The sequence below is a fragment of the Burkholderia sp. KL41 genome, assembly GCF_057005415.2.
In genome coordinates this window covers 2,809,576-2,833,870 of the sequence record NZ_CM174446.1, presented here as the reverse complement: position 1 = coordinate 2,833,870, position 24,295 = coordinate 2,809,576, and the positions used below count along the sequence as shown (strand labels likewise).

The following is a 24,295-nucleotide window of genomic DNA, read 5'->3' as shown; positions in this document are numbered from 1 at the left end:
ATTCCTCGTAGAGAGTCGTGACAGGAAAAAGGGGATCAGAGGCGCTCGCGCAGCAGCTTGCCGAGGCGAGCGACGCCTTCCTCGATCTTCTCGGGCGGCACCGTCACGAACGACAGGCGCAGCGTGTTCTGCTGCGCGTTGTCCGCGAAGAACGGCGCGCCCGGCACGAAGGCGACGTGATTGTCGACGGCCGCCGCGAGCAGCTTCATGCTGTCGATCTGCGCGGGCAGGTTCACCCAGATGAACATCCCGCCTTCCGGCCGGTTCCACGTGACGCCTTCCGGCATGTGGCGCTCGAGCGAGCCGAGCATCGCGTCGCACTGCGCGCTGTACAGCTCGCGGATCGTCGGGATGTGCTCGTCGAGGAAACCGTCCTTGATCACTTCGTGCGCGATGCGCTGCGTGAGCGTCGGCGTGTGCAGGTCGGTGGCCTGCTTGGCCTGCACGAGCTTGAAGTGGAGTTCCTCGGGCGCAATGATGTAGCCGATCCGCAGGCCCGGCGCGAGCACCTTCGAGAACGTGCCGAGGTGCACGACGTGATCGGGCGCCATCGACAGCATCGTCGGCAGCGGCTCGCCGCGGTAGTTCAGCGCGCCGTACGGATCGTCTTCCAGCACCGGGAACGGGCTCGACTGCGCGAACGCGGCGAGCGCGCGGCGGCGCTCGACGGGCAGGCGGCGGCCGGTCGGGTTCTGGAAGTTCGGCTGCGCGTACAGCAGGCGCGCGCCTTGCGTGAGTTCCGGCGTCAGGCCTTCCGGCAGCAGGCCCTGCTCGTCGGTCGGCACCTGCACGTAGCGCGGCTCGTACAGCGAGAACGACTGCAGTGCGCCGAGGTAGGTCGGGGTTTCGACGAGGATCGGACTGCCCGGATCGACGAGCGCCTTGCCGAGCAGGTCGAGCGCCTGCTGCGAGCCGGTCGTGATCAGCACCTGCGACACGCGCACGCTGTAGCGCTCGGCGATCCATTCGCGCAGCGGCAGGTAGCCTTCGGTCGCGCTGTACTGGAGCGCGGCGGCCGGCGCGTCGCGCAGCACGCGATCGGCGGCGGCGCGCATGCGTTCGGCCGGGAACGTCGCGGGGGCGGGCAGGCCGCCGGCGAACGAGATGACCTCGGGGCGTTCCGTGACCTTCAGGATTTCGCGGATCGCAGAGCTCGTCAGCTTGCGGGCGCGTTCGGAAAGCTGCCAGTGCGGCGGATGCAGGTCGCTCGGATTCATAGTCTCCTCGTTCGGATATCGTGGTCAGTCAAGAAAGGTCGTTCGGGCAAATCGCTTCGACGCTGCCGGGTGGGCATGCGCGAGCGCGATCGAGCCTTCGCGGCCGGGTGGGCAAAACCGATCAGGCAAAACGTCCATTATGGCGCACCTGTTCAGCCGGCGCGAGCCGGTTGCGCGGCCGTGGCGACCGCCGAGCGGCGCCCGAGCACCACGGTGGCGATCACCGCGGCCGCGAACAGCCACGTGGACGACGTGACCGTTTCGCCGAACAGCAGCGCGGAAAAGGCGATCGTGAAAAAAATCTGCAGCAGTTGCACCTGGCCCACGCGCGCGATGCCGCCCATCGCGAGCCCCGCGTACCACGCGAAAAAGCCGATGAATTGCGAAAAGAGGGTCACGTAGCCGAAGGCGAGCCACGTGCGCAGGGCGAGCGGGCCCGGATGCGCGGCATGCTGCATCCATGCGAGCCAGCCGACCGGCAGCACGAGGAACGGCGCGGACACGACGAGCGCCCAGCAGATCACCTGCCAGCCGCCGATCTGGCGCGCGAGGCGCGCGCCTTCCGCATAGCCGAGCGCGCCGATGCCGACCGCGACGAGCATCAGTGCGTCGCCGGCCTGCACGGTGCCGCCGCCGTCGCGCAGCGCGAACGCGATCACGAGTGCGCTGCCGGCCACCGCGCTGGCCCAGAACGCCTTCGACGGCCGCTCGTGCGACAGCCATGCCGCGTACAGCGCGACGAACAGCGGCTGGAGGCCGTTGACCACCGCGCCGTGCGACGCCGGTACCGATTTCATCGCCCATGCGGAAAACACCGGATACGCGATGATCACGCCCGCCGACGTGATCGCGAGGCTTTTCAGTTGCGCGCGGGTCGGCAGCGGCTCGCGGCGCCACCACAGCAGCAGGCCGGCCGGTACCGCGGCGGCGAGCGCGCGGCCGAGCCCGTTGAGCAGCGGATGGAGTTCGGAGACGACGATCCGCGTCATCGGCAGCGTCAGGCTGAAGATCATGACGCCGATGAGGCCGAGCAGCATGCCTCGGGTTTCGCGCGAATTCATGGGATGGGTGTCTCCGTGTTGCCGGTATTGGGTAGGGGCGGGGCGGTGGGCGGCTCAGCGCAGCGTGCGCGGGCCCTGCGGCGTGTCGAATTCGGCGACGAGCGCGGGCGGGCCGTCGGCGGCTTCGAGGTCGAGCAGGTGGGCGGCGCCGAGCCAGTCGAGCTGCTCGCGGATCGCATCCGCGCGCGGGTGGACGCCCTTGAGCGCCTTCAGCGCGACGCCGTCGCCCGGCAGCGATTCGGACGGGTGGCGCGTGCTGTCCCACTGGATCAGCGACGGCACGAGGCCGTCGCCCGCGCCTTGCCACGCGGGGAACGCGCCGTCGTCGGGCACGGTGAGGCCCCAGCTCAGGTCGCCGCGCCGCATCGCGACGACCGGCGCGATGCGTGCCGGGTACTGGCTCTGCCACAGCGCGAGCTGGCGCGGATGGTCGACGCGCGCGACCCAGTGCGCGAGAAACGGGCCTTGCGCGAGCCGCGCGTGCATGGCCGGCTCGTCGAGCGCGAACAGCCGGGCGCGCGGCGGCTCGGCGCCGTCGTTCGGCGCCGGCGCGTCGGGGTCGATCGCGATCACCTCGAGGTACAGCCCGCCCCACGCGCCGAACAGCGCATTGTGGGTTCGCATCAGCGGGTGGCGGCCGCCGCCGGCCGGTTCGATGCCGAGCGCGTCGGCGACATGGCGTACGCCTTCGTCGAGCGTGCGCGCGGCGATCACGAGATGGTCGAGTGTCAGGGAGCGGGCTGGCATGAACGTCGGTCGGGAAGCGAAAGTGTCATGGTGGGCAGACGAGGCGCCGGGCGGTGGCCGGCCCGGCCGGTGCACCGACCGCGATGCGGGCCGGTGGGCGCGGTGCCGGGTGCGGCGGTGCCGGAACGGCGGCCGCACGGTCGCCGTTCCGGTCAACTGTAATCGTCGCTACCGGCACAGTAACGGTACAATCGGCGCGATAGCCTTCGGTACAGTTGGAGCTGCCGCCCATGTCCACCGTCCCACTCGCCCAGATTCCCGTGCCGCACGATACGGCCACGCTCACGCTCGTCGACCAGTTGGTCCAGTGGGCGCGGCGGCGTATCGACGAACGCGTGTTCCGGCCCGGCATGCGGATGCCGTCGATCCGCAAGCTCGCGCTCGACAAGAGCGTATCCCGCTTCACCGTCGTCGAGGCCTATGAGCGGCTCGTCGCGCAGGGCTATCTCGACTCGCGGCGCGGCTCGGGTTTCTACGTGCGCGAGCGCACGGCCGCCGGCCCGCAGCCGGCCGACAGCGTCGCGCGCGTGGCCGAGGCCGCGCCGGTGCACAACACGATCGACGTCGTCTGGCTGCTGCGCAACATGCTGCACACCGTCAGCCCGGAAAAGGGGCCGGGTCTCGGCTATCTGCCGGGCCGCTGGCTCGACGGCGAACTGATTACCGGCGCGCTGCGCGCGCTCGGGCGCCAGTCCGGCGCGCAGATGCTCGGCTTCGGCACCGCGCAGGGCTTCCTGCCGCTGCGCCAGCAACTGCAGACGCGCCTCGCCGAAGTGGAGATCGGCGCGAAACCCGAGCAGATCGTGCTCGTCTCGGGGATCACGCAGGCGATCGACCTGATTTCGCGGATCTACATGCGGCCTGGCGACGCGGTGATCGTCGGCGATCCGGCCTGGTTCCAGATGTTCGGGCGTTTCGCGGCGCAGGGCGCGCAACTCGTCGGGATGCCTTACACACCGGACGGCCCCGATCTCGACGCGCTCGAGACGCTGGTGCAGATGTGGCGGCCAAAGATGCTCGTGATCAACTCGGTGCTGCAGAACCCGACCGGCACGTCGCTGTCGGCCGCGCAGGCGTTCCGGATCCTGAAGCTCGCGGAGGCGTACGACTTCCTCGTCGTCGAGGACGACGTGTACGGCGACCTGTGCCCGCCGAGCTATCCGGCCACGCGCCTCGCGAGCCTCGACCAGCTGAAGCGCGTGATCTACCTCGGCAGCTATTCGAAGACGCTCGCGGCGAACCTGCGGGTCGGCTATGTCGCGTGCGCGCCGGAGATCGCGAAGGCGGTCACCGACCAGAAGATGCTGGTCGGGATGACGACGCCCGAGCTCAACGAGCGCGTGCTCTACAAGATCCTGACCGAAGGGCATTACCGGCGCCACGTGGAGCGGCTGCGCGCGCGGCTCGACGGCGTGCGCGACAAGACCGCGCGGATGCTCGAGCGCACCGGGCTCGGCCTCTTCACGATGCCGGCGGCCGGGATGTTCCTGTGGGCCGACACGGGCGTCGACTCCGACGCGCTCGCGGCGGTCGCGCACGAGGCCGGCTTTCTGCTGACGCCGGGCAGCCTGTTCTCGCCGCAGCAATCGCCGTCGACGTGGATGCGCTTCAACGTCGCGAACTGCGGCGATCCGGCGCTGCCGGGGCTGCTGTCGCGCTATATCGATTCGGCCGTACGCCGCGCGTCGTAATCGGGCGCCGCACGCCGGCCCTTGAAATCGGGCGTGCGATCCCCAGATACGCGCGCAAACCGCTTGCGCCAGGCGGTGGCCCTCCAGGGCCGTCCGGCATCGCGCGCCGGGCGCCTGCGCCACACCATTCAAGTTCAAGTAAGAGGAAACAGCATCCATGGCACATGAAACGATGAGCTTTCAGGCAGAGGTCAAGCAACTTCTCCACCTGATGATCCATTCGCTCTACAGCAACAAGGAAATCTTCCTGCGCGAACTGGTGTCGAACGCGTCCGACGCGGCCGACAAGCTGCGTTTCGAAGCGCTCGCGGACAACGCGCTGTACGAGAACGATCCGAACCTGCGCATCCGCATCGGCTTCGACAAGGCCGCACGCACGATCACGATCGAGGACAACGGCATCGGCATGAGCCGCGACGAGGCGATCGCGAACCTCGGCACGATCGCGCGTTCGGGCACCAAGGAATTCTTCACGAAGCTGTCAGGCGACCAGCAGAAGGACGCGGCGCTGATCGGCCAGTTCGGCGTCGGTTTCTACTCGGGCTTCATCGTCGCGGACAAGATCACCGTCGAGACGCGCCGCGCGGGCCTGCCGGCGAACGAAGCCGTGCGCTGGGAAAGCGCGGGCGAGGGCGACTTCACGATCGACGCGATCGAGCGCGCGCAGCGCGGCACGACGATCACGCTGCACCTGCGCGAAGGCGAGGACGAGCTGCTGTCGTCGCACCGCCTGAAGTCGATCATCCAGAAGTATTCCGATCACATCGCGCTGCCGATCCTGATGCAGAAGGAAGAGTGGGATCAGGAAAAGGGCGAGATGGTCCTGAAGGACGAGGACGAGACCGTCAACCAGGCGAGCGCGCTGTGGACGCGTTCGAAGGGCGACGTCACCGACGAGCAGTACACGCAGTTCTACCAGCACATCGCGCACGACCACCAGGATCCGCTCACGTGGACCCACAACCGCGTCGAGGGCCGCAGCGAATACACGCAGCTGCTGTTCGTGCCGGCGCACGCGCCGTTCGACCTGTGGAACCGCGACTACCGCGGCGGCCTGAAGCTGTACGTGAAGCGCGTGTTCATCATGGACGACGCCGAGCAGCTGCTGCCGCAATACCTGCGCTTCGTGAAGGGCGTCGTCGATTCGGCCGACCTGCCGCTGAACGTGTCGCGTGAAATCCTGCAGGAAAGCCGCGACGTGAAGGCGATCCGCGAAGGCGTGACCAAGCGCGCGCTGTCGATGCTCGAGGAACTCGCGAACGCGGAAGAGGATGCCGGCAAGGAGAAGTACAAGACATTCTGGGGCGCGTTCGGCCAGGTGCTGAAGGAAGGCCTCGGCGAGGATCACGCGAACCGCGAGCGCATCGCGAAGCTGCTGCGCTTCGCGTCGACGCACGGCGACACCGACGCGCAGGACGTGTCGCTCGCCGACTACGTGTCGCGCATGAAGCCCGAGCAGAGCAAGATCTACTACGTGACGGCCGATACGTGGCAGGCCGCGAAGAACAGCCCGCACCTCGAAGTGTTCCGCAAGAAGGGTGTCGAGGTGCTGCTGCTGACCGACCGCGTCGACGAATGGATGCTGTCGTTCCTGCATGAATTCGACGGCAAGCCGCTCGCGAGCGTGGCGCGCGGCGATCTCGACCTCGGCGAGCTGAACGACGAAGAGAAGAAGGCGCAGGAAGAAGCGGGCGAGGCGATCAAGCCCGTCGTGGAGAAGATGAAGGAAGCGCTCGGCGACAAGGTGAAGGAAGTGCGCGTCACGTTCCGCCTGACCGATTCGCCGTCGTGCCTCGTCGCCGACGACAACGACATGAGCGGCTACCTGCAGCGGATGCTGAAGGCGGCCGGCCAGAATGCGCCGGCGATGCAGCCGATCCTCGAGATCAACCCGGAGCACGCGCTCGTCAAGCAACTGAAGGCCGACAGCGCCGATTTCGGCGACTGGGCCCATCTGTTGTTCGATCAGGCGCTGCTGGCCGAAGGCGGCATGCTGGACGATCCGGCGAGCTTCGTGAAGCGGACCAACGCGCTGCTGCTGTCGCGCGCCGCGTGAACGCGCGCTTGCGATTCGACGGCGGCCAGGCCGGCTGGCGCGAGACGCCGCGGCCCGGCTGCACGCTCGACCAGCGCGACTGGCTGACGCGCGGCGGATCGCTGACCGCGCACCTCGCGCGGCTCGGCCGCGTGAACGTGCGGGTGACGCGCGAGGCCGTCGACTGCCCGTGGTTCGACGAGCCGGACGCGCTCGCCAGTTCGCCGCGCGCGCCGATGTGGGTGCGCGAGGTGATCCTGTCGGTCGACGGCACGCCTTTTGTTGCCGCGCACAGCATCGCGCCGCTCGCGGCCAGCAAGGGCGTGTGGCAGGCAATGCGGCGGCTGCGCACGCGGCCGCTGGCCGAGTTGCTGTACAGCGATCCGCAGGTCGAACGTTCCGCGCTCGTCAGCCGGCGCGTGATCGCCGGCCATCCGCTGTACGCGCTCGCGAGCCATGCGCTCGGCGCGGGCGTGCGCACGCCGCATGCGTTCGCTGCGCGGCGTTCGGTGTTCCAGCGTCACGGCAAGCCGCTGATGGTCACCGAATGCATGCTGCCGGCGCTGTGGCGTCATCTCGATGCGCACGGCGACGGGCCCCGGTCCGTCGGGCCGCGTGGAGACGCGTGATGCTGCAGGGGTTTGCGCCGGTCGTCGGGCCGGATACGCACACGATGATCCTGGGCAGTTTCCCGGGCGAGGCGTCGCTCGACGCCGCGCAGTATTACGCGCATCCGCGCAACCAGTTCTGGCGGTTGCTGGGGGCGGTGCTCGGCGAGCCGACGCTTCATGACCTGCCGTACGATGCGCGGCTCGTGTGCGTGCTTTCGCATGGCATCGGCATCTGGGACGTCCTCGATGCATGCCATCGCCAGGGTAGCCTCGACTCGGCCATCCGGAATGCGAAGCCGAACGACTTCGATTCGTTGCGGGACCATGCGCCGTTGCTGAAGCGCGTGTGCTTCAATGGCAAGACGGCAGGGCGGTTCGCCGACGTGATCGGCCAGGCCGGGTACGAGACGCTCGTGCTGCCTTCGTCGAGCCCGGCGAATGCAATGTTGTCGTTCGAGCAGAAGCTGGAATTCTGGCGTCGAATGATTTCTTGATGGGCGCGGCGCTGCCGTCAGGCTGCGAATACGACTTCGATGCGCCCCTCGATTTCCGAATGACGGTCGGGTCCGACGACGATCTGCACGTCGCGCCCGAGCTTCGCCAGACACTCGAGCATCTTCGTTTCGCTCACGCCGCGAAACTGTCCGCGCAGCATGTTCGACAGTTTCGGTTGCGTCATGCCGAGCAATCGCGCGGCATGCTGCTGCGTCCATTTGCGCGCCTTGATGATCTCGGCGATCTTGGCGGCGAGTTGCGCCTTCACAAGCATTTCGTCGGCATCGTGCCTACCCAGATCGGCGTAGACGTTACCGCTGCCCTGCTCGATTTCGATCATCGACTTTCTCCTTTTGCGTGCGCTTCGGCTGCTTTCAGGCGTTCACGGATCAGATCGACGTCCGGCTTCGGTGTCGCGATGCCGCTCGACGATTTTTTCTGGAAGCTGTGCAACACGTACACGCTGTTCCCGAGCTTCACGGTGTAGACGGCGCGGTACGTGCCGTTGTCTTCCGATTCCACGATCTCGAGCACGCCGGCCGATCCGAAGCCCCTCAACGGCTTGGCGTGATCGTGCTTTCGCCCCGTCTGCGCCAGGTACAGCGCATATCCGACCGTGTCCTGTACGGCATCGGGCATCGCTTTCAGGTCCTTAAGCGCCGAACCGAGCCAGTACAGCGGTTTGATGTACGGATCCATCGATGAATTTATCCCTATTTGGGTATATTTTCAAGGTGCGCGCGGGAACCTGCTGCGGCAGTTCGGTTGCGATGTCAGGCGCGGGACAAGCTGGGGGGAACGCCGACGGGCGAAGCCGGTTCGGCATCGGGATGCGTGTCGATGCGGATGCGAGCATGTGTCCTTCCCGCACACGGCCGTTCTTTCGCATTCTCGTGTCGCAGGGAGATTCGGGACAATTCAGCCGATCGACAGAGTGTGGCCGCGGCGTATCGATGACCGAGGGGAGGGGTGTTTCCTGCCGACGAACCACGACCGCACGGGCTGCGTGTCGAGCCTGACCGTCAATCGTCCTTGCCCCAACGCCACCCGGGTTTCTCGCCCTTGAGCCAGCACACGGCAATCAGCAGCGCGACCAATGCCACGATGCAAATGGCGTAGGCGAACGGCGATCGGTGAGGCGGCGCCAGCCACGCACTCGCGATGATCCCGAGCGTGAACAGCACCAGCACGACCCAGCCCTGCCACGCAACCGGCCATCCCCAGCCCCATCCGTAGCGTTTCGCCGGAAACCAGATCTTCCTGTCGGTTGAGGTCATGTTTCCTCCTTCGAGCGATGAATGCCGTGTATCGCCAACGGGATTCGAAGTCGGGTGCAGCCGGGCGCGGCTCGCGGCCGCCATCCCCCACCAATGCTATCCTCTCGTCCGCTAAAACCAGCGTCACCCAGCGAGATTCAATCATGACCCGACTGATCAAGCGCGCGTCCGCCGAGGCGCGCGCGTTCAAGAATCGCAAGCCGTCCGCCTACAACGGCTCCGAAAAACTCCAGCCGCCGCGCGTGAAGCGCCGCCCGGACATCGACGAACACGACGACGTGCCCGTGCTCGAAGCGCCGCGCAAGCCGCGCTTCGCGCCCGTCACGTTCTCGGAAGAGGGCGGCGTGCGCTTCCTGCACTTCGGCACCGAGTGGGTACAGGGTGCGATGCGGATCTCGAAGCCGCTGCACATCGAGCTCGAATACGCGCAGCAGATGATGGCGTGGCTGCTGTTCCTCGAAACGCCCGGGCGGATCGTCCAGCTCGGGCTCGGCACCGGCGCGCTGACCAAGTTCTCGCACCGCTTCCTCCCGCAAGCGAAGGTCGAGGCCGTCGAGCTGAACCCGGCCGTGATCGTCGCCGCGCGCACGATGTTCGCGCTGCCGCCCGACGATGCGCGTCTCGCCGTGCATGAAGCCGACGCATGGGACTTCGTCAACGACCCGGCCAACCGCGGCACGACGGGCGCGATCCAGATCGACCTGTACGACGCGACCGCGCGCGGCCCGGTGCTCGACAGCGTCGCGTTCTACCGTGCGGTGCGCGGCTGCCTTGCCGACGCGGGCATCGCGACGATCAACCTGTTCGGCGACCATCCGAGCTTCGTGCGCAACATGAAGCACCTGAACGCGGCGTTCGATCATCGCGTGATCGCGCTGCCGGAAGTGCATGACGGCAACCGGATCGCGATCGCGTTCTCGGGCCCCGTGCTCGACGTGTCGTTCGCGCAGCTCGACGCGCGTGCGAAGCTGATCGAGGACACGCTGAAGCTGCCCGCACGCAAGTGGGTGAAAGCTTTGAAAGAAACGGCCGGCGCGCGCGATACCTCGTTCGCGATCTGACGCTTCAGGCACCGGCGGCAGGCCGGTGCAACCACGCGACAAGGGGCGGATCACATCGGGTTCGCCCCCGCTTGACCGCGTGCTCGCGGCTCCTATACTGGCGCGAAGCCAGGGGAGCCGCAGCCTACCCGTTTTGCGCTCCTCTCGGCGCCGTACCCGCTCAACAAGATCGATAACCGGGAAAGAAGAGGAGACGTCATGGCTCACGATGCCGACGCCAACCGGGCCGCCAAGCGCTGGCTCTGGCTGCTGGTACTGCCGTTGATCGCGATGGTCTGGGTACCGTCGTACAGCAAGATCGAACCGCAGATGTTCGGTTTTCCGTTTTTCTACTGGTACCAGCTGCTTTGGGTCTTCATCAGCGCGGTGATCACCGCGTTCGTGTACTTCAAGACCAAGAACGCGTGGAAGGCGAGCGGCCCGCAGGGAGGTGCACGATGAATCTCGGCGCAACCTTCGTCTTCGTCCTGCTGTTCATCGGCGTCACGATCATCGGTTTCCTGGCCGCGAACTGGCGGCGCGGCGATCTCGCCCATCTCGACGAATGGGGCCTCGGCGGACGCCGCTTCGGCACGATCGTCACGTGGTTCCTGCTCGGCGGCGACCTCTATACGGCGTACACCTTCGTCGCGGTGCCCGCGCTCGTGTTCGGCGCCGGCGCGATGGGTTTCTTCGCACTGCCCTATACGATCCTGATCTATCCGTTCGCGTTCGTCGTGTTCCCGAAGCTGTGGAGCATCGCGAAGCGGCACGGCTACGTGACGGCCGCCGACTTCGTCAACGCGCGCTACGGCAGCCGGATGCTCGCGCTCGCGATCGCGGTGACGGGCATCCTCGCGACGATGCCGTACATCGCGCTGCAGCTCGTCGGCATCGAAGTGGTGATCGGCGCACTCGGCTTCGACACGACCGGCTTCGTCGGCGACCTGCCGCTGATCATCGCGTTCGCGATCCTCGCCGCGTACACGTACACGTCGGGCCTGCGCGCGCCCGCGATGATCGCGATCGTCAAGGACATCCTGATCTACATCACGATCGCCGCGGCGGTCATCGTGATCCCGGCGAAGCTCGGCGGCTTCGGACACATCTTCGCGAACGTGCCGCCGGCCAAGCTGCTGCTGAAGGCGCCCGACGCGATGAGCCTGAACGGCTACAGCGCGTACGCGACGCTCGCGATCGGCTCGGCGCTCGCGTTGTTCCTGTATCCGCACTCGGTCACGGCGATCCTGTCGTCGTCGTCCGGCAACTCGATCCGCCGCAACATGGCGATGCTGCCCGCGTACTCGTTCGTGCTCGGCCTGCTCGCGCTGCTCGGTTACATGGCGCTTGCGGCGGGCGTGAAGGACATGCCGCAGTACGCGCCGTACTTCAAGGCGTTCGGCCCGAACTTCGCGGTGCCCGCGCTGTTCCTCGAGTATTTCCCGTCGTGGTTCGTCGGCGTCGCGTTCGCGGCGATCGGCATCGGCGCGCTGGTGCCGGCGGCCATCATGTCGATCGCGGCCGCGAACCTGTACACGCGCAACATTCACCGCGAGTTCGTGAACCGCAACATGTCGCACGAGCAGGAGACGCACGTCGCGAAGCTCGTGTCGCTGATCGTGAAGGTCGGCGCGGTCGCGTTCATCCTCGGGCTGCCGCTGACCTACGCGATCCAGCTGCAGCTGCTCGGCGGGATCTGGATCATCCAGACGCTCCCCGCGATCGTGCTCGGCCTCTATACGCGCGTGCTCGACCATCGCGGCCTGCTGGCCGGCTGGGCGGCCGGCATCGTGTGCGGCACGTGGATGGCGATTTCGCTGAAGCTGGCCGGATCGATCTTCACGATCCACCTGTTCGGTCTCGCGATTCCCGGCTACGCGGCCGTGTGGTCGCTGATCGTGAACCTGGTGGTGGCGGTGGTGGTGAGCGTGCTGGTGCGCGTGATGGGCATGGCGCATGCTGAGGATCGCACGCGGCCGGAAGACTATCTCGACGTCGTCGAAGGCTGAGACGGACGACGCGCGGTAACGAAAACGCCCGCCACCGTGAGGTGGCGGGCGTTTTCCCGCGTCAGCCCTGCGCGCGTTTCGCGAGCTCCTCGCGCTGCGACAGGTCTTCGACGTTGACCATCCAGTGCACGCCGAAGCGATCCTTGGCCATCCCGAAGCCGAGCGCCCAGAACGTCTTGCCGAACGGCATCGTCACTTCGCCGCCGTCGGCGAGCGCATTGAACAGCTTCTGGCCTTCCTCGACCGTCTCCGGGTTCAGCGACAGCGAATAGCCGGCGTGCGCGGCGCCTGCCGGCTGGCTGCAGTCGCCGTCCGAGCACATGATCATCGAGTCGCCGATCGTGAAGCTCGCGTGCATCACCTTGTCGGCCATCTCCGGCGCCATCGGGTAGTCGGGATTCGGCGGCGCGTCCTTGAAGTGCATCTTGAACATCGTCTTCGCACCGAGTGCCTTTTCGTAGAACTGAATGGCTTCGTCGGCGCGACCGTAGAACGTCAGGTACGGTTGAACTTGCATCGTTGTCTCCTGTGATGGGCCGGCCTGCGCATCTGCGCGGGTTCGGCGTCGTACAAGACTGACCGGGAAAAGGGGGCATCGGGAGGCGGCCGCCGCACCCGTGACGTGGATTGTAGTGCGCGTGCTTGACGATGGAATGAAAAATAAAAACGGCCGCGAACATGACGTCCGCGGCCGTGTGCGTCGTGCCTGCTGACGGCTGTTGTCAGTGTTGCCGACAGCCGCTGACGCGTATCGCGGCTCAGCGCAGCGAGTCGATCAGCTTTTCGAGCTTCACCGCATCGGCGGCGAATACGCGGATGCCTTCGGCGAGCTTTTCGGTTGCCATCGCGTCGTCGTTCAGCTGGAAGCGGAACGCGGCCTCGTCGATCGCGACACGCGCGGCGGGCTTGTCGTGCAGCGCTTCCGGCGACAGCTTGCGCGTGACCGTCTCGTTGCTGTCCTGCAGCTTCTGCAGCAAATCGGGACTGATCGTCAGCAGGTCGCAGCCGGCGAGTTCGGTGATCTGGCTGGTCGTGCGGAAGCTCGCGCCCATCACTTCGGTCTTGTAGCCGAACGTCTTGTAGTACGTGTAGATGCGGCGTACCGACTGCACGCCCGGATCGTTCGCGCCACCGTCCTTCTCTTCATTCCACTCCGCGCCGGCCTGCTTCTTGAACCAGTCGTAGATGCGGCCGACGAACGGCGAGATCAGCTGCGCGCCGGCTTCCGCGCAGGCGGCGGCCTGCACGAGCGAGAAAAGCAGGGTCATGTTGCACTTGATCCCGTCCTTCTGCAGCACTTCGGCCGCGCGGATGCCTTCCCACGTCGACGCGAGCTTGATCAGGATGCGCTCGCGGCCGATGCCGGCTGCTTCGTACAGCTTGATGAGTTCGCGACCCTTGTCGATCGAGCGCTGGGTGTCGAACGACAGGCGCGCGTCGACCTCGGTCGACACGCGGCCCGGGATCAGCTTCAGGATTTCGGTGCCGAATGCGATCAGCAGGCGGTCGATGATGAAGTCGGTGCTTTCGTTGCGATGATCGCGGACGGTTTTCTCGAGGATCGGCTTGTACGCGTCCTTCTGGACGGCTTTCAGGATCAGCGAAGGGTTCGTGGTCGCGTCCTGCGGCTGGTATTGCGCAAGCTGCTGGAAATCGCCCGTGTCGGCGACGACGGTCGTGTACTGCTTCAGCTGGTCGAGTGCGGTAGTCATGGCGATTCGGAAGAAGGGCGCAAGGCGCCGGGTTCTCACGGGCCGCGCGAGCGCGGCGGCGAAGCGAAGCGGCGCCGGGCGCCGCTTCCGATTCGCTATTCTAGGCCCGATTCGGGTCGGGCACGTTCTGACGTGTCCAATGGCCGCGGCAGCGGGTGCCGCGCCGCGTCAAGCGGGGCGGCGCGCGTTCAGGATCACCTGCGTGACGATTCCCGCGACGAGCCCCCAGAAGGCCGAGCCGATCGACAGCAGCGTGAGGCCCGACGCGGTGACCATGAACGTGACGAGCGCGGCTTCGCGCTGCTTCACGTCCTGCATCGCGTTCGCGAGGCCGCTCATGATCGAGCCGAACAACGCGAGCGCGGCGACCGACACGACGAGCGCCTTCGGCAGCGCCGCGAACAGCGCGGCGATCGTCGCGCCGAAGACACCGGCGACCAGGTAGAACATGCCGCACCACACGGCGGCCGTGTAACGCTTCGCGTGATCCTCGTGCGCTTCCGGGCCCGTGCAGATCGCGGCCGTGATCGCCGCGAGGTTCACGCCGTGCGAGCCGAACGGCGCGAGCAGCAGCGATGCGAGGCCGGTGGTCGCGATCAGCGGCGACGACGGGGTCTGATAACCGTCCGCGCGCAGCACCGCGATGCCCGGCACGTTCTGCGACGCCATCGCGACGACGAACAGCGGAATGCCGATGCTGACGATCGACGCGATCGAGAACGCCGGCATCGTGAACACGGGCTTCGCGAACGCGATGTGAAAACCGCTGAAGTCGAGCAGGCCGAGGCCGCCGGCCACTGCCGTGCCGACGATCAGCGTCGTCACGATCGCATAGCGCGGCGCGAGCCGCTTGACGATCAGGTACGTGAAGAACATCGCGAGCACGAGCGCGGTCTGGAACTGCGCGGCGCGGAAGATCTCGATGCCGATCTCGAACAGGATGCCCGCGAGCAGGGCGGCGGCGATGCCGGCCGGAATCTTGCGCATCAGCGTGTCGAACAGCCCGCTCACGCCGACGGCCGTCAGCAGCACCGCGCAGACGACGAACGCGCCGATCGCCTCGGGGTAGGGCACGCCGGGCAGCGACGCGATCAGCAGCGCGGCGCCGGGCGTCGACCACGCGACGACGACGGGCGCGCGAAAACGCAGCGACAGGCCGATCGTCGTCAGCGCCATGCCGATCGACAGCGCCCAGATCCACGACGAGATCTGCGCATCGGTGAGGTGGGCGGCGCGGCCGGCCTGGAACATCAGCACGAGCGAGCTCGTGTAGCCGGTCATCATCGCGACGAAGCCGGCGACGAGCGCGGACACGGATGTATCGGCGAAAAAGCGGCGGCCGCCGGCGCGGCTGGCGCTCGCGGTGGGCGAGGGGTTCATGCTCTCTCCGGGGGGAGGCCGCCCGGAGGCGACCTTCGTGTCTTGGTGGGTGTCGTTACTTGCTGAGTGCGCGCATCGCGGTTTCGAGGCCCGCGAGCGTGAGCGGATACATGCGATGGCCGAGCAGGTCGCGGATCACCGCGACCGACTGCCGGTATTCCCATAGCCGCTCGGGCTCCGGGTTCAGCCATGCATGATGGGGGAACTGGTCGGCGAGGCGGCGCAGCCACACGGCGCCGGCTTCCGGGTTGTTGTATTCGACCGAGCCGCCGGGCTGCAGCACTTCGTACGGGCTCATCGTCGCGTCGCCGACGAAGATCAGCTTGTAGTCGGGCGTGAACTTGTGCAGCACGTCCCACGTCGCGGTGCGTTCCGAGTGGCGGCGGCGGTTGTTCTTCCACAGGTGGTCGTACACGCAGTTGTGGAAGTAGAAGAACTCCAGGTGCTTGAATTCGGCCTTCGCGGCCGAGAACAGCTCCTCGGTGCGCTTGATGTGATCGTCCATCGAGCCGCCGACGTCGAGCAGCATCAGCACCTTCACGTTGTTGTGGCGCTCGGGCACCATCCGCAGGTCGAGCCAGCCCGCGTTCGCGGCGGTGCTGCGGATCGTGCCGGGCAGGTCGAGCTCCTCGGCGGCGCCTTCGCGCGCGAAGCGGCGCAGCCGCCGCAGCGCGACCTTGATGTTGCGCGTGCCGATCTCGACGGAATCGTCGTAGTCGCGGTACGCGCGCGCCTCCCACACCTTCACCGCGGTGCGGTTGCCGTTCGACGGGCCACCGATGCGCACGCCTTCCGGGTTGTAGCCGCCGTGCCCGAACGGCGACGTGCCGCCGGTGCCGATCCACTTGTTGCCGCCTTCGTGGCGCTCCTTCTGCTCGTCGAGCAGCGCCTTCAGGCGCTCCATCAGCTTGTCGAGCCCGCCCATCGCCTCGATCTGCGCCTTCTCCTCCGGCGACAGCTCGCGCTCGAGGCGCTTTTCGAGCCAGTCGAGCGGAATGTCGAATGCATCCGACGGCAGCGCGGACACGCCGTGGAAATACGCGCCGAACGCCTGGTCGAACTTGTCGAAGTACTGCTCGTCCTTGACGAGCGTCATCCGTGCGAGGAAGTAGAACGCGTCGATCGACGGCGAGATCAGCCCGGCCTTCAGCGCTTCGAGCAGCGTCAGGTATTCCTTCACGGAGACGGGCAGCTTGGCTGCGCGCAGCGCGTAGAAGAAATTGAGCAGCATGGCCGGGCCTTCGCGGGTGAGGGGGGATTACCGGTTGTGCCGGTTCATGTAGACGAGCCGTTCGAGCAGGCTCAGGTCCTGCTCGTTCTTCAGCAGCGCGCCCGCGAGCGGCGGCACGATCTGCTTCGCGTCCGCGCCGCGCAGCGCGTCGGCCGGGATGTTCTCGGCGAGCAGCAGCTTCAGCCAGTCGAGCAGCTCGGACGTCGACGGCTTCTTCTTCAGGCCCGACACGCCGCGCAATTCGAAGAAACTCTCGAGCGCCGCGCGCAGCAGCTCCTCGCGGATGTCCGGGAAATGGACCGCGACGATCTTCTGCATCGTCGACGGGTCGGGGAACTGGATGTAGTGGAAGAAGCAGCGGCGCAGGAACGCGTCGGGCAGCTCCTTCTCGTTGTTCGACGTGATGATGACGAGCGGGCGGTGCTTCGCGCGGACCGTTTCGCGCGTCTCGTACACGTGGAATTCCATCCGGTCGAGCTCGCGCAGCAGGTCGTTCGGGAATTCGATGTCGGCCTTGTCGATCTCGTCGATCAGCAGCACGCTCGGGTGCTCGGCATCGAACGCCTGCCACAGCACGCCCTTGACGATGTAGTTCGAGATGTCCTTCACGCGCTCGTCGCCGAGCTGCGAATCGCGCAGCCGCGACACGGCGTCGTATTCGTACAGGCCCTGCTGCGCCTTGGTGGTCGACTTGATGTGCCACTGCAGTAGCGGCATGTCGAGCGCGGCGGCCACTTCCTCGGCGAGCATGGTCTTGCCGGTGCCGGGCTCGCCCTTGATCAGCAGCGGGCGTTGCAGCGTCAGCGCGGCATTGACCGCGAGCTTCAGATCGTCGGTGGCGACGTAGTGCGAGGACCCTTCGAAACGCATGGCGGCGCTCTTCTCAATCGGGGAAAAAAACCCAGTATAAGTCAGAAGGGCTGTCCGGTTGGGCCGCGCCCGCGTATCGTTGCGGGACTGTGGCGGGGCGCCTTGTGGACGCGTTCCCCGCCGACGCGGTACAATCTGGCCGTTTTTTTTGGCCTGCGTGGCGACCGACAAGCATAACGGCGCGGGCCGTTGCCGCTTCGGCGCCAGTTTCCCCTCAAGCTAGGTTACAAGAGCTATGAACAAATTCGTCGGCAAACACGTCGTTGTCGCAGCGCTCGTGGCGCTCGCGGGCAGCGCGCAGGCGGCCGGTGTGGTCGGCAACCCGAAGGACGGGGCGAGCAAGGTCGCCATGTGCATCGGTTGCCACGGCATCCAGGACTACCGCGCGGCGTACCCGGAGGTCTACCGGGTGCCTGTCCTCGGCGGCCAGAACCAGCAATACCTCGAGAACGCGCTGAAGGCCTACCGCAAGAAGGATCGTCACTTCCCGTCGATGAATGCGATCGCCGGTTCGCTGACGGACCAGGACATCGCGGATCTGTCGGCGTACTACGCCGCCCAGAAGGCCGACTCGAAGGACAACCCCTACAAGTAAGCGCGCGCCGCCGATCTCTCGGCGGGACAGGAGCATTCATGAACAACGCATTCAAGACGGCGGCGGTTGCACTGGCGGCCGGCCTCGCGATCGGTACCGCGCACGCGGCGGACATCACGAAGGGCAAGGAACTGGTCGAATCGCACAACTGCGCGGCCTGCCACGGCGCGCAGATGAACAAGCCGATCAACGCCGAATATCCGCGCCTCGCCGGCCAGCATGCCGACTACCTCGTGTGGGCGATGCGCCAGTACCAGATGGGCCTGACGAATCCGCTGCTCGGTCGCAACAACGCGATCATGCAGGCACAGGTGCAGAGCCTGTCGGTCAGCGACATGAAGGACATCGCGGCCTACATCGAGTCGCTGAAAGAGACCGATCTCGTGTTCAAGAAGTAAGCGCGACGGGCCCGGCGGGCCCGCGCAGCAAGGATACCCCGCCCCGGCGGGGTATTTTTTTGCCCGCGCGCCGGCGCCCGCGGGCCGCCGCGGCGGCGCTCAGTCGCGCGATGCGCGGCGCAGGATGCGCTGCAGGTACGCGTCGGTATCGGGCGGCGTGTTCGTGCGCTGGGCTTCCCAGATCGTCTCGCCGAGGCATTCCATGATCACGTGCTGCGCGTCGTGGGTCGAGTCGAGCTTCGCCGCGAGCTTGTCGTGCGCGGCGCGGATGCCGGGCGGCTGGTCGATCGACAACTGCTCGCTGATCGCGAGATGCATCGACAGGTGCAGGAACGGGTTCGTGCGGCCTTCCTCGGGCGTGTACTCGCGCGCGGTGGCGCCATCGGCGTCGGCGAGTTCGTCGTGGTATTCGGGATGCTCGACGATCCAGTCGGCTGCCATCGCTTCCAGCGGCGTCAGGATCTCGCCGGCGCGCTGCTTGCGCCAGGTCTCGGTGAAAAAGCGACGCACTTCGTCGCGGCTTGGATTGAACATGGTGGGGAAACGTCGTGATTCGGACGGCTGGATGCCGCGTCGCGCATTGTACGCCGGGTCGGCGGGCGGCGCTGGCGGCGGGTTGGCGCAATCGCGTGGCCGCAGCGGAGGGGCCCGCGGGCCGTGCAGGTGAGCGGCGCGGGCCGGTGGCGTGCGCCGCCGGTGCCGGGTAACGGGTAAGCGCGGGGTAAGCGCGGGCTAGGCTCGCGGCCGCCGCGCCGTTACACTCCAACGCTTCCCGTCACCGCGCCGTTCTCATCCGTTCCGTCATGACCGCCACCGCCCGCCCATCGTCCGCAGCCCTGCAGGGCACGCTCTACGTCGCGCTGTCCGCCGCCGCGTTCGGCGCGATGGCGATCTTCGGCCGCTACGCGTATGCGGCCGGTGTCGACGTGCTCGGGCTGCTGATCGTGCGCTTCGCGATCGGCGGCGCGGTGCTCGCCGCGATCGCACGGCATCGCCGCGTCACGTGGCCGCGCGGGCGCGCGCTCGCGCCGCTCGTGGCGATGGGCGCGCTCGGCTACGTCGGGCAGTCGTTCTGCTACTTCAGCGCGCTGCAACACGCGCAGGCGAGCCTTGTCGCGCTGCTGCTGTACCTGTATCCGGCCTTCGTCACGCTGCTGGCCGCGTGGTGGCTCGGCGAGCACCTCACGCGCGCGAAGGCCGTCGCGCTGGTGCTGTGCGTCGCGGGTTCGGCGCTGATGGTCGGCGGCGGGCATGGCGAGCCGCTCGGGATCGCGCTCGCGCTGGCCGCCGCGGTGATCTATTCGCTGTACATCGTCGGCGGCACGAAGGCGACGCGCGGCGTCGATCCGCTCGCGACCACCGCGATCATCTGCCTGTCGGCGACCGCGACGCTCGTGGCGATCGCCGTCGTGCGGACCGCGGCGTTCGGTGCGCCGCCGCGCTGGCCCGCGACGGCCGGCGGCTGGGCGTCGATGCTTGCGATCGCGCTCGTGTCGACGGTCGCGGCGATGATCGCGTTCTTTGCCGGGCTCGAACGGCTTGGGGCCGCGCGCACGTCGATGCTGTCGACGCTCGAACCGGTCGTGACGGTCGCGCTGGCGGCACTGCTGTTCGGCGAGGCGCTGTCGCCGCTGCAGTGGGCGGGCGGCGTCGCGATCCTGGCTGCCGTGCTGGCGCTGGTGCGCGCGGGCGGCGCGGCGGCCGACGATGCGACCGCGACCTCCAACGCCTAGTCGGGAAGGGGAAAGCGGCGGCGGCGCGGATGGTTACGCGCTGTCGCGGCCGCGGTCTGCCGGCGGAGGGCGGCCGGTGAGATGTGCGTCGAGCGTCGGGCCGCATCGCGTCCGGCGGTTTGCGGCAGGCCGGCCGCGGTTGCGCGTCACTCGTTGGGCGGCGGGGTCTTCGGCCTGAATTCGCACAGCGGCTCGATCGCGCAATGCCAGCATTCGGGCTTGCGGGCCTTGCACACGTAGCGACCGTGCAGGATCAGCCAGTGATGCGCGTCCTGCAGGAACTCCTTCGGCGTGAACTTCTCGAGCGCGGCCTCGACGGCGCGCACGTCCTTGCCCGGCGCGAGCCCCGTGCGGTTCGCGACGCGGAAGATGTGCGTGTCCACCGCGATCGTCGGCTGGCCGAACGCGGTGTTCAACACGACGTTCGCGGTCTTGCGGCCGACGCCCGGCAGGCCTTCCAGCGCTTCGCGATCGGCCGGCACCTCGCCGTCGTAGCGGTCGAGCAGGATCCGGCACGTCGCGACCACGTTCTTCGCCTTGGTCCGGTACAGGCCGATCGTCTTGATGTACTCGGTGACGCCTTCTTCGCCGAGTGCGACGATTTGTCGCGGGGTGTTCGCGACCGGAAACATCTTCCGCATCGCCTTGTTGACCGATACGTCGGTCGCCTGAGCGGACAGCATCACGGCGATCAGCAGCTCGAACGGCGTCGAGTATTCGAGCTCGGTGGTCGGATGCGGATTGAGGCTCTGCAGCGTTTCGTAGATCGCGCGTCGTTTGCTGGCGTTCATGGAGCGTTCTGGTCGGGCGGTGCGGACGGGCCGCCCGGACCGTCGTTGCCTGCGTCGTTTTCTTCGTCGTTGCCGCTCGCGGCCGCCGCTTCGGCGTCGCGTTGGGCCTGCTGTTCCGCGAGCCGCTTGCGGCGCGCCTCGGCGGCGTCGATCTGTGCCTGGACGGCCGCGCTCACACCCTCGGTGTTCTTCGGCCCGGCATCTTGCCCGGACAGTTCTTCCTTCTTCTTGCGCGCACGCTCGAGCGCGGCGGCGATGATCGCGCGCTTCTTCGCTTCGGCGTCGTCCGGGGCCGGTGCGGCGGATGGCGTCCCTGCGGGTGCCGCGGCCGGCTTCGCGGCGCTGGCCGCGCGGCGTGCGGCCGCACGCGCTTCGGCGGCTTCGCGTTCGCGGCGCTGGCGCGCGAGCCGCAGGTCGTGGCGTTCGCGCGCGGCATCGGCCTGTTCCTGCGACCACGCGTCCCAGCCGGTGCGTTCACCGGTCACCGGCAGCATCGCGATGCAATCGACCGGGCAGGGCGGCACGCACAGGTCGCAACCCGTGCACAGCGACTCGACGATCGTGTGCATCTGCTTCGGCGCACCGACGATCGCGTCGACCGGGCACGCCTGCATGCACAGCGTGCAGCCGATGCACAGGCTTTCGTCGATGAAGGCGACGGCGCGCGGATGTTCGCTGCCGTTCACGGGGTTCAGCGGAATCACGGGCTTGCCGAGCAGGCCCGCGAGGCGCGCGATGCCTTCGGCACCGCCGGGCGGGCACTGGTTGTAGTTCGCGTCGCCGGCGGCGATTGCCTCGGCGTACGGCCGGCAGCCGTTATAGCCGCACTTCGTGCATTGCGTCTGGGGAAGCAGATCTTCGATGCGATCCGCGAGTGTTCTGGAGTCGGTCACGGTGACAACGGGCGCAGCGGCGCCGAATGGCTCTCGGCCGCTTCGGGCGCGGCCGGAAAGGTTTGCCAAAGCTCGATTATCGCCGATTTCCCGCATTGCGCTGGACGCCGTCTGTGCGCATAATCGAACCGCTTTTTTGCAGGGGCTCAGCAGGAGGGCGGCCGCCCGCGGCGCGCCCGTTCCAGGGCGGCCGGCGCCGAGGCGGTGGGGGTGCCGGTCCGGATCAAGCGGCTCACATAGCAAAACGCCACCATGAATCAGCCAAAAATCAAAAGAGATCCTGAAGGTACGCGCCGCCGCATCCTGATGGCGGCAGCCGAAGAGTTCGCGAGTGGAGGGCTGTTCGGCGCGCGCGTCGATCAGATCGCGCGCCGGGCCGAAACCAACGAGCGCATGCTCTATTACTACTTCGGCAGCAAGGAGCAGCTGTTCACGGCCGTGCTCGAACACGCGTTCTCCGCGCTGACCGAGGCCGAGCGCGTGCTCGATCTCGACGGCGTCGCGCCGGTGGAAGCCGTCACGCGGCTCGCGCATTTCGTCTGGGACTACTACCGCGACCATCCGGAACTGCTCAGGCTCATCAACAACGAGAACCTGCACGAAGCGCGCTACCTGCACAAGTCGACGCGGATCCGCGAGATGATGTCGCCGATCGTCGCGAAGCTCGGCAACGTGCTGACGCGCGGCCAGAAGGCCGGGCTGTTCCGCACCGACGTCGATCCGCTGCGCTTCTACGTGACGCTGTCGGGGCTCGGCTACTACATCGTGTCGAACCGCTTCACGCTCGCCGCGACGCTCGGCCGCGATTTCACCGATACCGACGAACGCGCCGAGATGGTCCGGATGAACACCGAGTTGCTGCTCGCGTATCTGCTGCGTCGCTGACGCACCGGCCGGGCTGAAGCGGTAGAAGGATGCAAAAACGCCGCCGTGCGCAGGCAACGGCGGCGTTTTTTCGTCGGGACGCGGTGCGTCAGGCGGCCTTGCGCGTACGCACGGCCTTGACGCGCGGGCCGCTGGCGGCGCGTTTCGCGGCCGGTGCGGCCTTGGCCGGCGCCGCTGCGACTGCCTTGGCGGGGGCCTTCGCGCGCGTGCGCTTCGCCGTGGTGGCGCGCGTCGTTTCGAGCGGCGCATTGCTGGCCGGCACGGCGGAGAGCGTCTTGGGCACCGGCGCATCCGCGGCATCCTTCGTTGCGCCGTGCTTCGGCTCCGGCGCATGCTCGCGGATGAAGTCGCGCAGTTGCGGATAGATGATCGTGCGCCAGCGGCGGCCCGAGAAAATCCCGTAGTGACCGCACTTCTCGGCGGTCAGGCTGCGGCGCTGGTCCTGCGGGATGCCCGTGCACAGCTCGTGCGCGACGTGCGTCTGGCCGCTGCCGGAGATGTCGTCGAGTTCGCCTTCGATCGTCATCAGCGCGGTACGCTTGATGTCCTGCGGACGCACGCGCTCGCCTTCGACATCCCACGTGCCCTCTGCCAGCCGGAATTCCTGGAACACGATGCGGATCGTCTCGAGGTAATACTCGGCGGCCATGTCGAGCACCGCGTTGTATTCGTCATAGAACTGGCGGTGCGCTTCGGCGTCTTCCTCGTCGCCGCGCAGCAGGCTCTGGTAGAAATCCCAGTGCGACTGTGCGTGCCGCTCCGGGTTCATCGCGACGAAACCCGTGTGCTGCAGGAAACCCGGATACACCTGGCGGCCTTCGCCGGGGTAGTTCGCGGGCACCGTGTGGATCACGTTGTTCTCGAACCACGCGGTCGAGTGCTGCGTGGCGAGCGAATTCACCGACGTCGGGCTGCGGCGCGCATCGATCGGGCCGCCCATCATCGTCATCGTGAGCGGCGTGTCCTCGCCGCGGCTCGCCATCAGCGAGATCGCCGCGAGCACCGGCACCGTCGGCTGGCACACCGAGATCACGTGCAGGTTGCGTGCGCCGATGTGACGGATGAATTCCTGGATGTACGCGATGTAGTCGTGCAGGTGGAACGGGCCGACCTCGACCGGCACCATCCGCGCGTCGATCCAGTCGGTGATGTACACCTTGTGATCCTGCAGCAGCGTGCGCACGGTGTCGCGCAGCAGCGTCGAGTGGTGGCCCGACAGCGGCGCGCAGACCAGCACGACCGGCTCGTCCTTCAGCTGCGTGACGGCGTCGGCGTCGTCCGAATAGCGCTTGAAGCGCAGCAGCCGGCAGAACGGCTTCTCGACGATCGTCTGCTCGACGATCGGGATGTTGTGGCCGTCCTTGACGATCTGGTGAATGTTGAACTCGGGCTTCTCGTAATCCTTGCCGAGCCGGTACATCAGCTCGTACGCGGCGGCCATCCGCGGCGCGCCGGGCATCAGCGAGAACGGGCTGGACGGATTGGCGAACGATTTGGACGCGGCCTGGGCCCAGGCCGTCAGCGGGCTCAGCATGGCTCGCTGGAATTCGTGCAGTTGGTAAAGCATGCAGACTACTCCCGCGTGGGGGACGGTGCGCAAGGGCGGCGTGAGGCGTCGCGGCGT

Annotated in this window: 26 protein-coding genes; 11 read left to right on the top strand and 15 right to left on the bottom strand. The window is 67.3% G+C overall.

What is annotated here, in order from left to right; genetic code table 11:
- Window positions 1-35: 35 nt before the first annotated feature.
- From PQB87_RS13340 to PQB87_RS13330, 3 genes are all read right to left on the bottom strand, one after another.
- Window positions 36-1,217, bottom strand: a complete 1,182-nt coding sequence (locus PQB87_RS13340; RefSeq protein WP_048025387.1) for an aminotransferase-like domain-containing protein — start codon at window positions 1,215-1,217, stop codon at window positions 36-38.
- A 152-nt stretch (window positions 1,218-1,369) separates the two neighbouring features.
- Window positions 1,370-2,278, bottom strand: coding sequence for a DMT family transporter (locus tag PQB87_RS13335; protein WP_021158543.1), 909 nt, complete (start codon window positions 2,276-2,278; stop codon window positions 1,370-1,372).
- 54 nt (window positions 2,279-2,332) lie between these two features.
- Window positions 2,333-3,025 carry a VOC family protein gene (locus PQB87_RS13330; protein ID WP_489242080.1) on the bottom strand — a complete coding sequence of 231 codons (693 nt, stop codon included), beginning with the start codon at window positions 3,023-3,025 and terminating at the stop codon, window positions 2,333-2,335.
- A gap of 230 nt (window positions 3,026-3,255) precedes the next feature.
- Between PQB87_RS13330 and PQB87_RS13325 the strand changes: the two genes are divergently transcribed.
- The 4 genes from PQB87_RS13325 (at window position 3,256) to PQB87_RS13310 (ending at window position 7,856) form a co-directional block, all read left to right on the top strand.
- Window positions 3,256-4,716, top strand: a complete 1,461-nt coding sequence (locus tag PQB87_RS13325) for an aminotransferase-like domain-containing protein (protein WP_021158544.1) — start codon at window positions 3,256-3,258, stop codon at window positions 4,714-4,716.
- A gap of 157 nt (window positions 4,717-4,873) precedes the next feature.
- Window positions 4,874-6,772, top strand: coding sequence for a molecular chaperone HtpG (gene htpG, locus PQB87_RS13320; protein ID WP_059688841.1), 1,899 nt, complete (start codon window positions 4,874-4,876; stop codon window positions 6,770-6,772).
- A gap of 8 nt (window positions 6,773-6,780) precedes the next feature.
- Window positions 6,781-7,380 (top strand): chorismate--pyruvate lyase family protein, encoded by a 600-nt coding sequence (locus PQB87_RS13315; protein ID WP_431207626.1) that lies wholly within the window; start codon window positions 6,781-6,783, stop codon window positions 7,378-7,380.
- On the top strand, window positions 7,380-7,856 hold the full coding sequence (locus tag PQB87_RS13310) for a DNA-deoxyinosine glycosylase (protein ID WP_059688872.1): 477 nt from the start codon (window positions 7,380-7,382) through the stop codon (window positions 7,854-7,856). Before PQB87_RS13315 ends, PQB87_RS13310 begins: the two co-directional genes overlap by 1 nt.
- Before the next feature lie 17 nt (window positions 7,857-7,873).
- Here the strand turns inward: PQB87_RS13310 and PQB87_RS13305 are convergent, their stop codons facing one another.
- From PQB87_RS13305 to PQB87_RS13295, 3 genes are all read right to left on the bottom strand, one after another.
- Complete coding sequence (locus tag PQB87_RS13305) at window positions 7,874-8,197, bottom strand: helix-turn-helix domain-containing protein (RefSeq protein WP_489242077.1); 324 nt, start codon at window positions 8,195-8,197, stop codon at window positions 7,874-7,876.
- Window positions 8,194-8,556 (bottom strand): type II toxin-antitoxin system RelE/ParE family toxin, encoded by a 363-nt coding sequence (locus PQB87_RS13300; protein WP_048026588.1) that lies wholly within the window; start codon window positions 8,554-8,556, stop codon window positions 8,194-8,196. The genes PQB87_RS13305 and PQB87_RS13300 overlap by 4 nt, the downstream gene beginning before the upstream one ends.
- 323 nt (window positions 8,557-8,879) lie before the next feature.
- Entirely contained in the window at window positions 8,880-9,134 is a 255-nt protein-coding gene (locus PQB87_RS13295) for a hypothetical protein (protein ID WP_153488635.1), read from the bottom strand.
- Between the two features lie 143 nt (window positions 9,135-9,277).
- Between PQB87_RS13295 and PQB87_RS13290 the strand changes: the two genes are divergently transcribed.
- The 3 genes from PQB87_RS13290 to mctP all read left to right on the top strand — a co-directional run bounded on the left by PQB87_RS13290 (window position 9,278) and on the right by mctP (window position 12,183).
- Entirely contained in the window at window positions 9,278-10,195 is a 918-nt protein-coding gene (locus PQB87_RS13290; RefSeq protein ID WP_113047955.1) for a class I SAM-dependent methyltransferase, read from the top strand.
- 198 nt (window positions 10,196-10,393) lie between these two features.
- Window positions 10,394-10,636 carry a DUF3311 domain-containing protein gene (locus PQB87_RS13285; RefSeq protein WP_021158552.1) on the top strand — a complete coding sequence of 81 codons (243 nt, stop codon included), beginning with the start codon at window positions 10,394-10,396 and terminating at the stop codon, window positions 10,634-10,636.
- Window positions 10,633-12,183 carry a monocarboxylate uptake permease MctP gene (gene mctP, locus PQB87_RS13280; protein ID WP_301861137.1) on the top strand — a complete coding sequence of 517 codons (1,551 nt, stop codon included), beginning with the start codon at window positions 10,633-10,635 and terminating at the stop codon, window positions 12,181-12,183. The genes PQB87_RS13285 and mctP overlap by 4 nt, the downstream gene beginning before the upstream one ends.
- A 61-nt stretch (window positions 12,184-12,244) precedes the next feature.
- Here mctP and PQB87_RS13275 read toward each other — a convergent pair whose 3' ends face one another.
- The 5 genes from PQB87_RS13275 to PQB87_RS13255 form a co-directional block, all read right to left on the bottom strand.
- Entirely contained in the window at window positions 12,245-12,700 is a 456-nt protein-coding gene (locus tag PQB87_RS13275) for a VOC family protein (protein WP_059688846.1), read from the bottom strand.
- Window positions 12,701-12,941: 241 nt separating this feature from the next.
- Window positions 12,942-13,895 carry a transaldolase gene (tal, locus tag PQB87_RS13270; protein ID WP_027786801.1) on the bottom strand — a complete coding sequence of 318 codons (954 nt, stop codon included), beginning with the start codon at window positions 13,893-13,895 and terminating at the stop codon, window positions 12,942-12,944.
- Window positions 13,896-14,063: 168 nt separating this feature from the next.
- The gene (locus tag PQB87_RS13265; RefSeq protein ID WP_059688847.1) at window positions 14,064-15,275 is read right to left on the bottom strand and encodes a benzoate/H(+) symporter BenE family transporter; all 1,212 of its coding nucleotides are present in this window, start codon (window positions 15,273-15,275) and stop codon (window positions 14,064-14,066) included.
- Between the two features lie 55 nt (window positions 15,276-15,330).
- The gene (locus PQB87_RS13260) at window positions 15,331-16,506 is read right to left on the bottom strand and encodes a vWA domain-containing protein (protein ID WP_027786803.1); all 1,176 of its coding nucleotides are present in this window, start codon (window positions 16,504-16,506) and stop codon (window positions 15,331-15,333) included.
- Between the two features lie 27 nt (window positions 16,507-16,533).
- The gene (locus PQB87_RS13255) at window positions 16,534-17,376 is read right to left on the bottom strand and encodes an AAA family ATPase (RefSeq protein ID WP_021158556.1); all 843 of its coding nucleotides are present in this window, start codon (window positions 17,374-17,376) and stop codon (window positions 16,534-16,536) included.
- Window positions 17,377-17,611: 235 nt separating this feature from the next.
- Here PQB87_RS13255 and PQB87_RS13250 point away from each other — a divergent pair, with 235 nt between their 5' ends.
- Window positions 17,612-17,971, top strand: coding sequence for a c-type cytochrome (locus tag PQB87_RS13250; protein WP_021158557.1), 360 nt, complete (start codon window positions 17,612-17,614; stop codon window positions 17,969-17,971).
- Window positions 17,972-18,009: 38 nt separating this feature from the next.
- Window positions 18,010-18,369, top strand: a complete 360-nt coding sequence (locus PQB87_RS13245; RefSeq protein WP_027786804.1) for a c-type cytochrome — start codon at window positions 18,010-18,012, stop codon at window positions 18,367-18,369.
- Between the two features lie 99 nt (window positions 18,370-18,468).
- Here PQB87_RS13245 and PQB87_RS13240 read toward each other — a convergent pair whose 3' ends face one another.
- Window positions 18,469-18,903: a DUF1841 family protein gene (locus tag PQB87_RS13240; protein ID WP_027786805.1), complete on the bottom strand. Its 435-nt coding sequence runs from the start codon at window positions 18,901-18,903 to the stop codon at window positions 18,469-18,471.
- A 269-nt stretch (window positions 18,904-19,172) separates the two neighbouring features.
- Between PQB87_RS13240 and PQB87_RS13235 the strand changes: the two genes are divergently transcribed.
- A complete protein-coding gene (locus PQB87_RS13235) occupies window positions 19,173-20,102 on the top strand; it encodes a DMT family transporter (RefSeq protein ID WP_059688848.1) in 930 nt (309 codons plus the stop codon).
- 146 nt (window positions 20,103-20,248) lie between these two features.
- Here the strand turns inward: PQB87_RS13235 and nth are convergent, their stop codons facing one another.
- Entirely contained in the window at window positions 20,249-20,893 is a 645-nt protein-coding gene (gene nth, locus PQB87_RS13230) for an endonuclease III (protein WP_042976184.1), read from the bottom strand.
- Window positions 20,890-21,882 (bottom strand): electron transport complex subunit RsxB, encoded by a 993-nt coding sequence (gene rsxB / locus PQB87_RS13225; RefSeq protein WP_060063507.1) that lies wholly within the window; start codon window positions 21,880-21,882, stop codon window positions 20,890-20,892. The genes nth and rsxB overlap by 4 nt, the downstream gene beginning before the upstream one ends.
- A 156-nt stretch (window positions 21,883-22,038) precedes the next feature.
- On the opposite strand from rsxB, the gene PQB87_RS13220 reads away from it, so the two are divergent.
- Window positions 22,039-22,671 (top strand): TetR/AcrR family transcriptional regulator, encoded by a 633-nt coding sequence (locus PQB87_RS13220; protein ID WP_021161256.1) that lies wholly within the window; start codon window positions 22,039-22,041, stop codon window positions 22,669-22,671.
- Window positions 22,672-22,759: 88 nt separating this feature from the next.
- Here PQB87_RS13220 and PQB87_RS13215 read toward each other — a convergent pair whose 3' ends face one another.
- Window positions 22,760-24,238: a polyhydroxyalkanoate depolymerase gene (locus tag PQB87_RS13215; RefSeq protein WP_174415508.1), complete on the bottom strand. Its 1,479-nt coding sequence runs from the start codon at window positions 24,236-24,238 to the stop codon at window positions 22,760-22,762.
- Window positions 24,239-24,295: the final 57 nt, after the last annotated feature.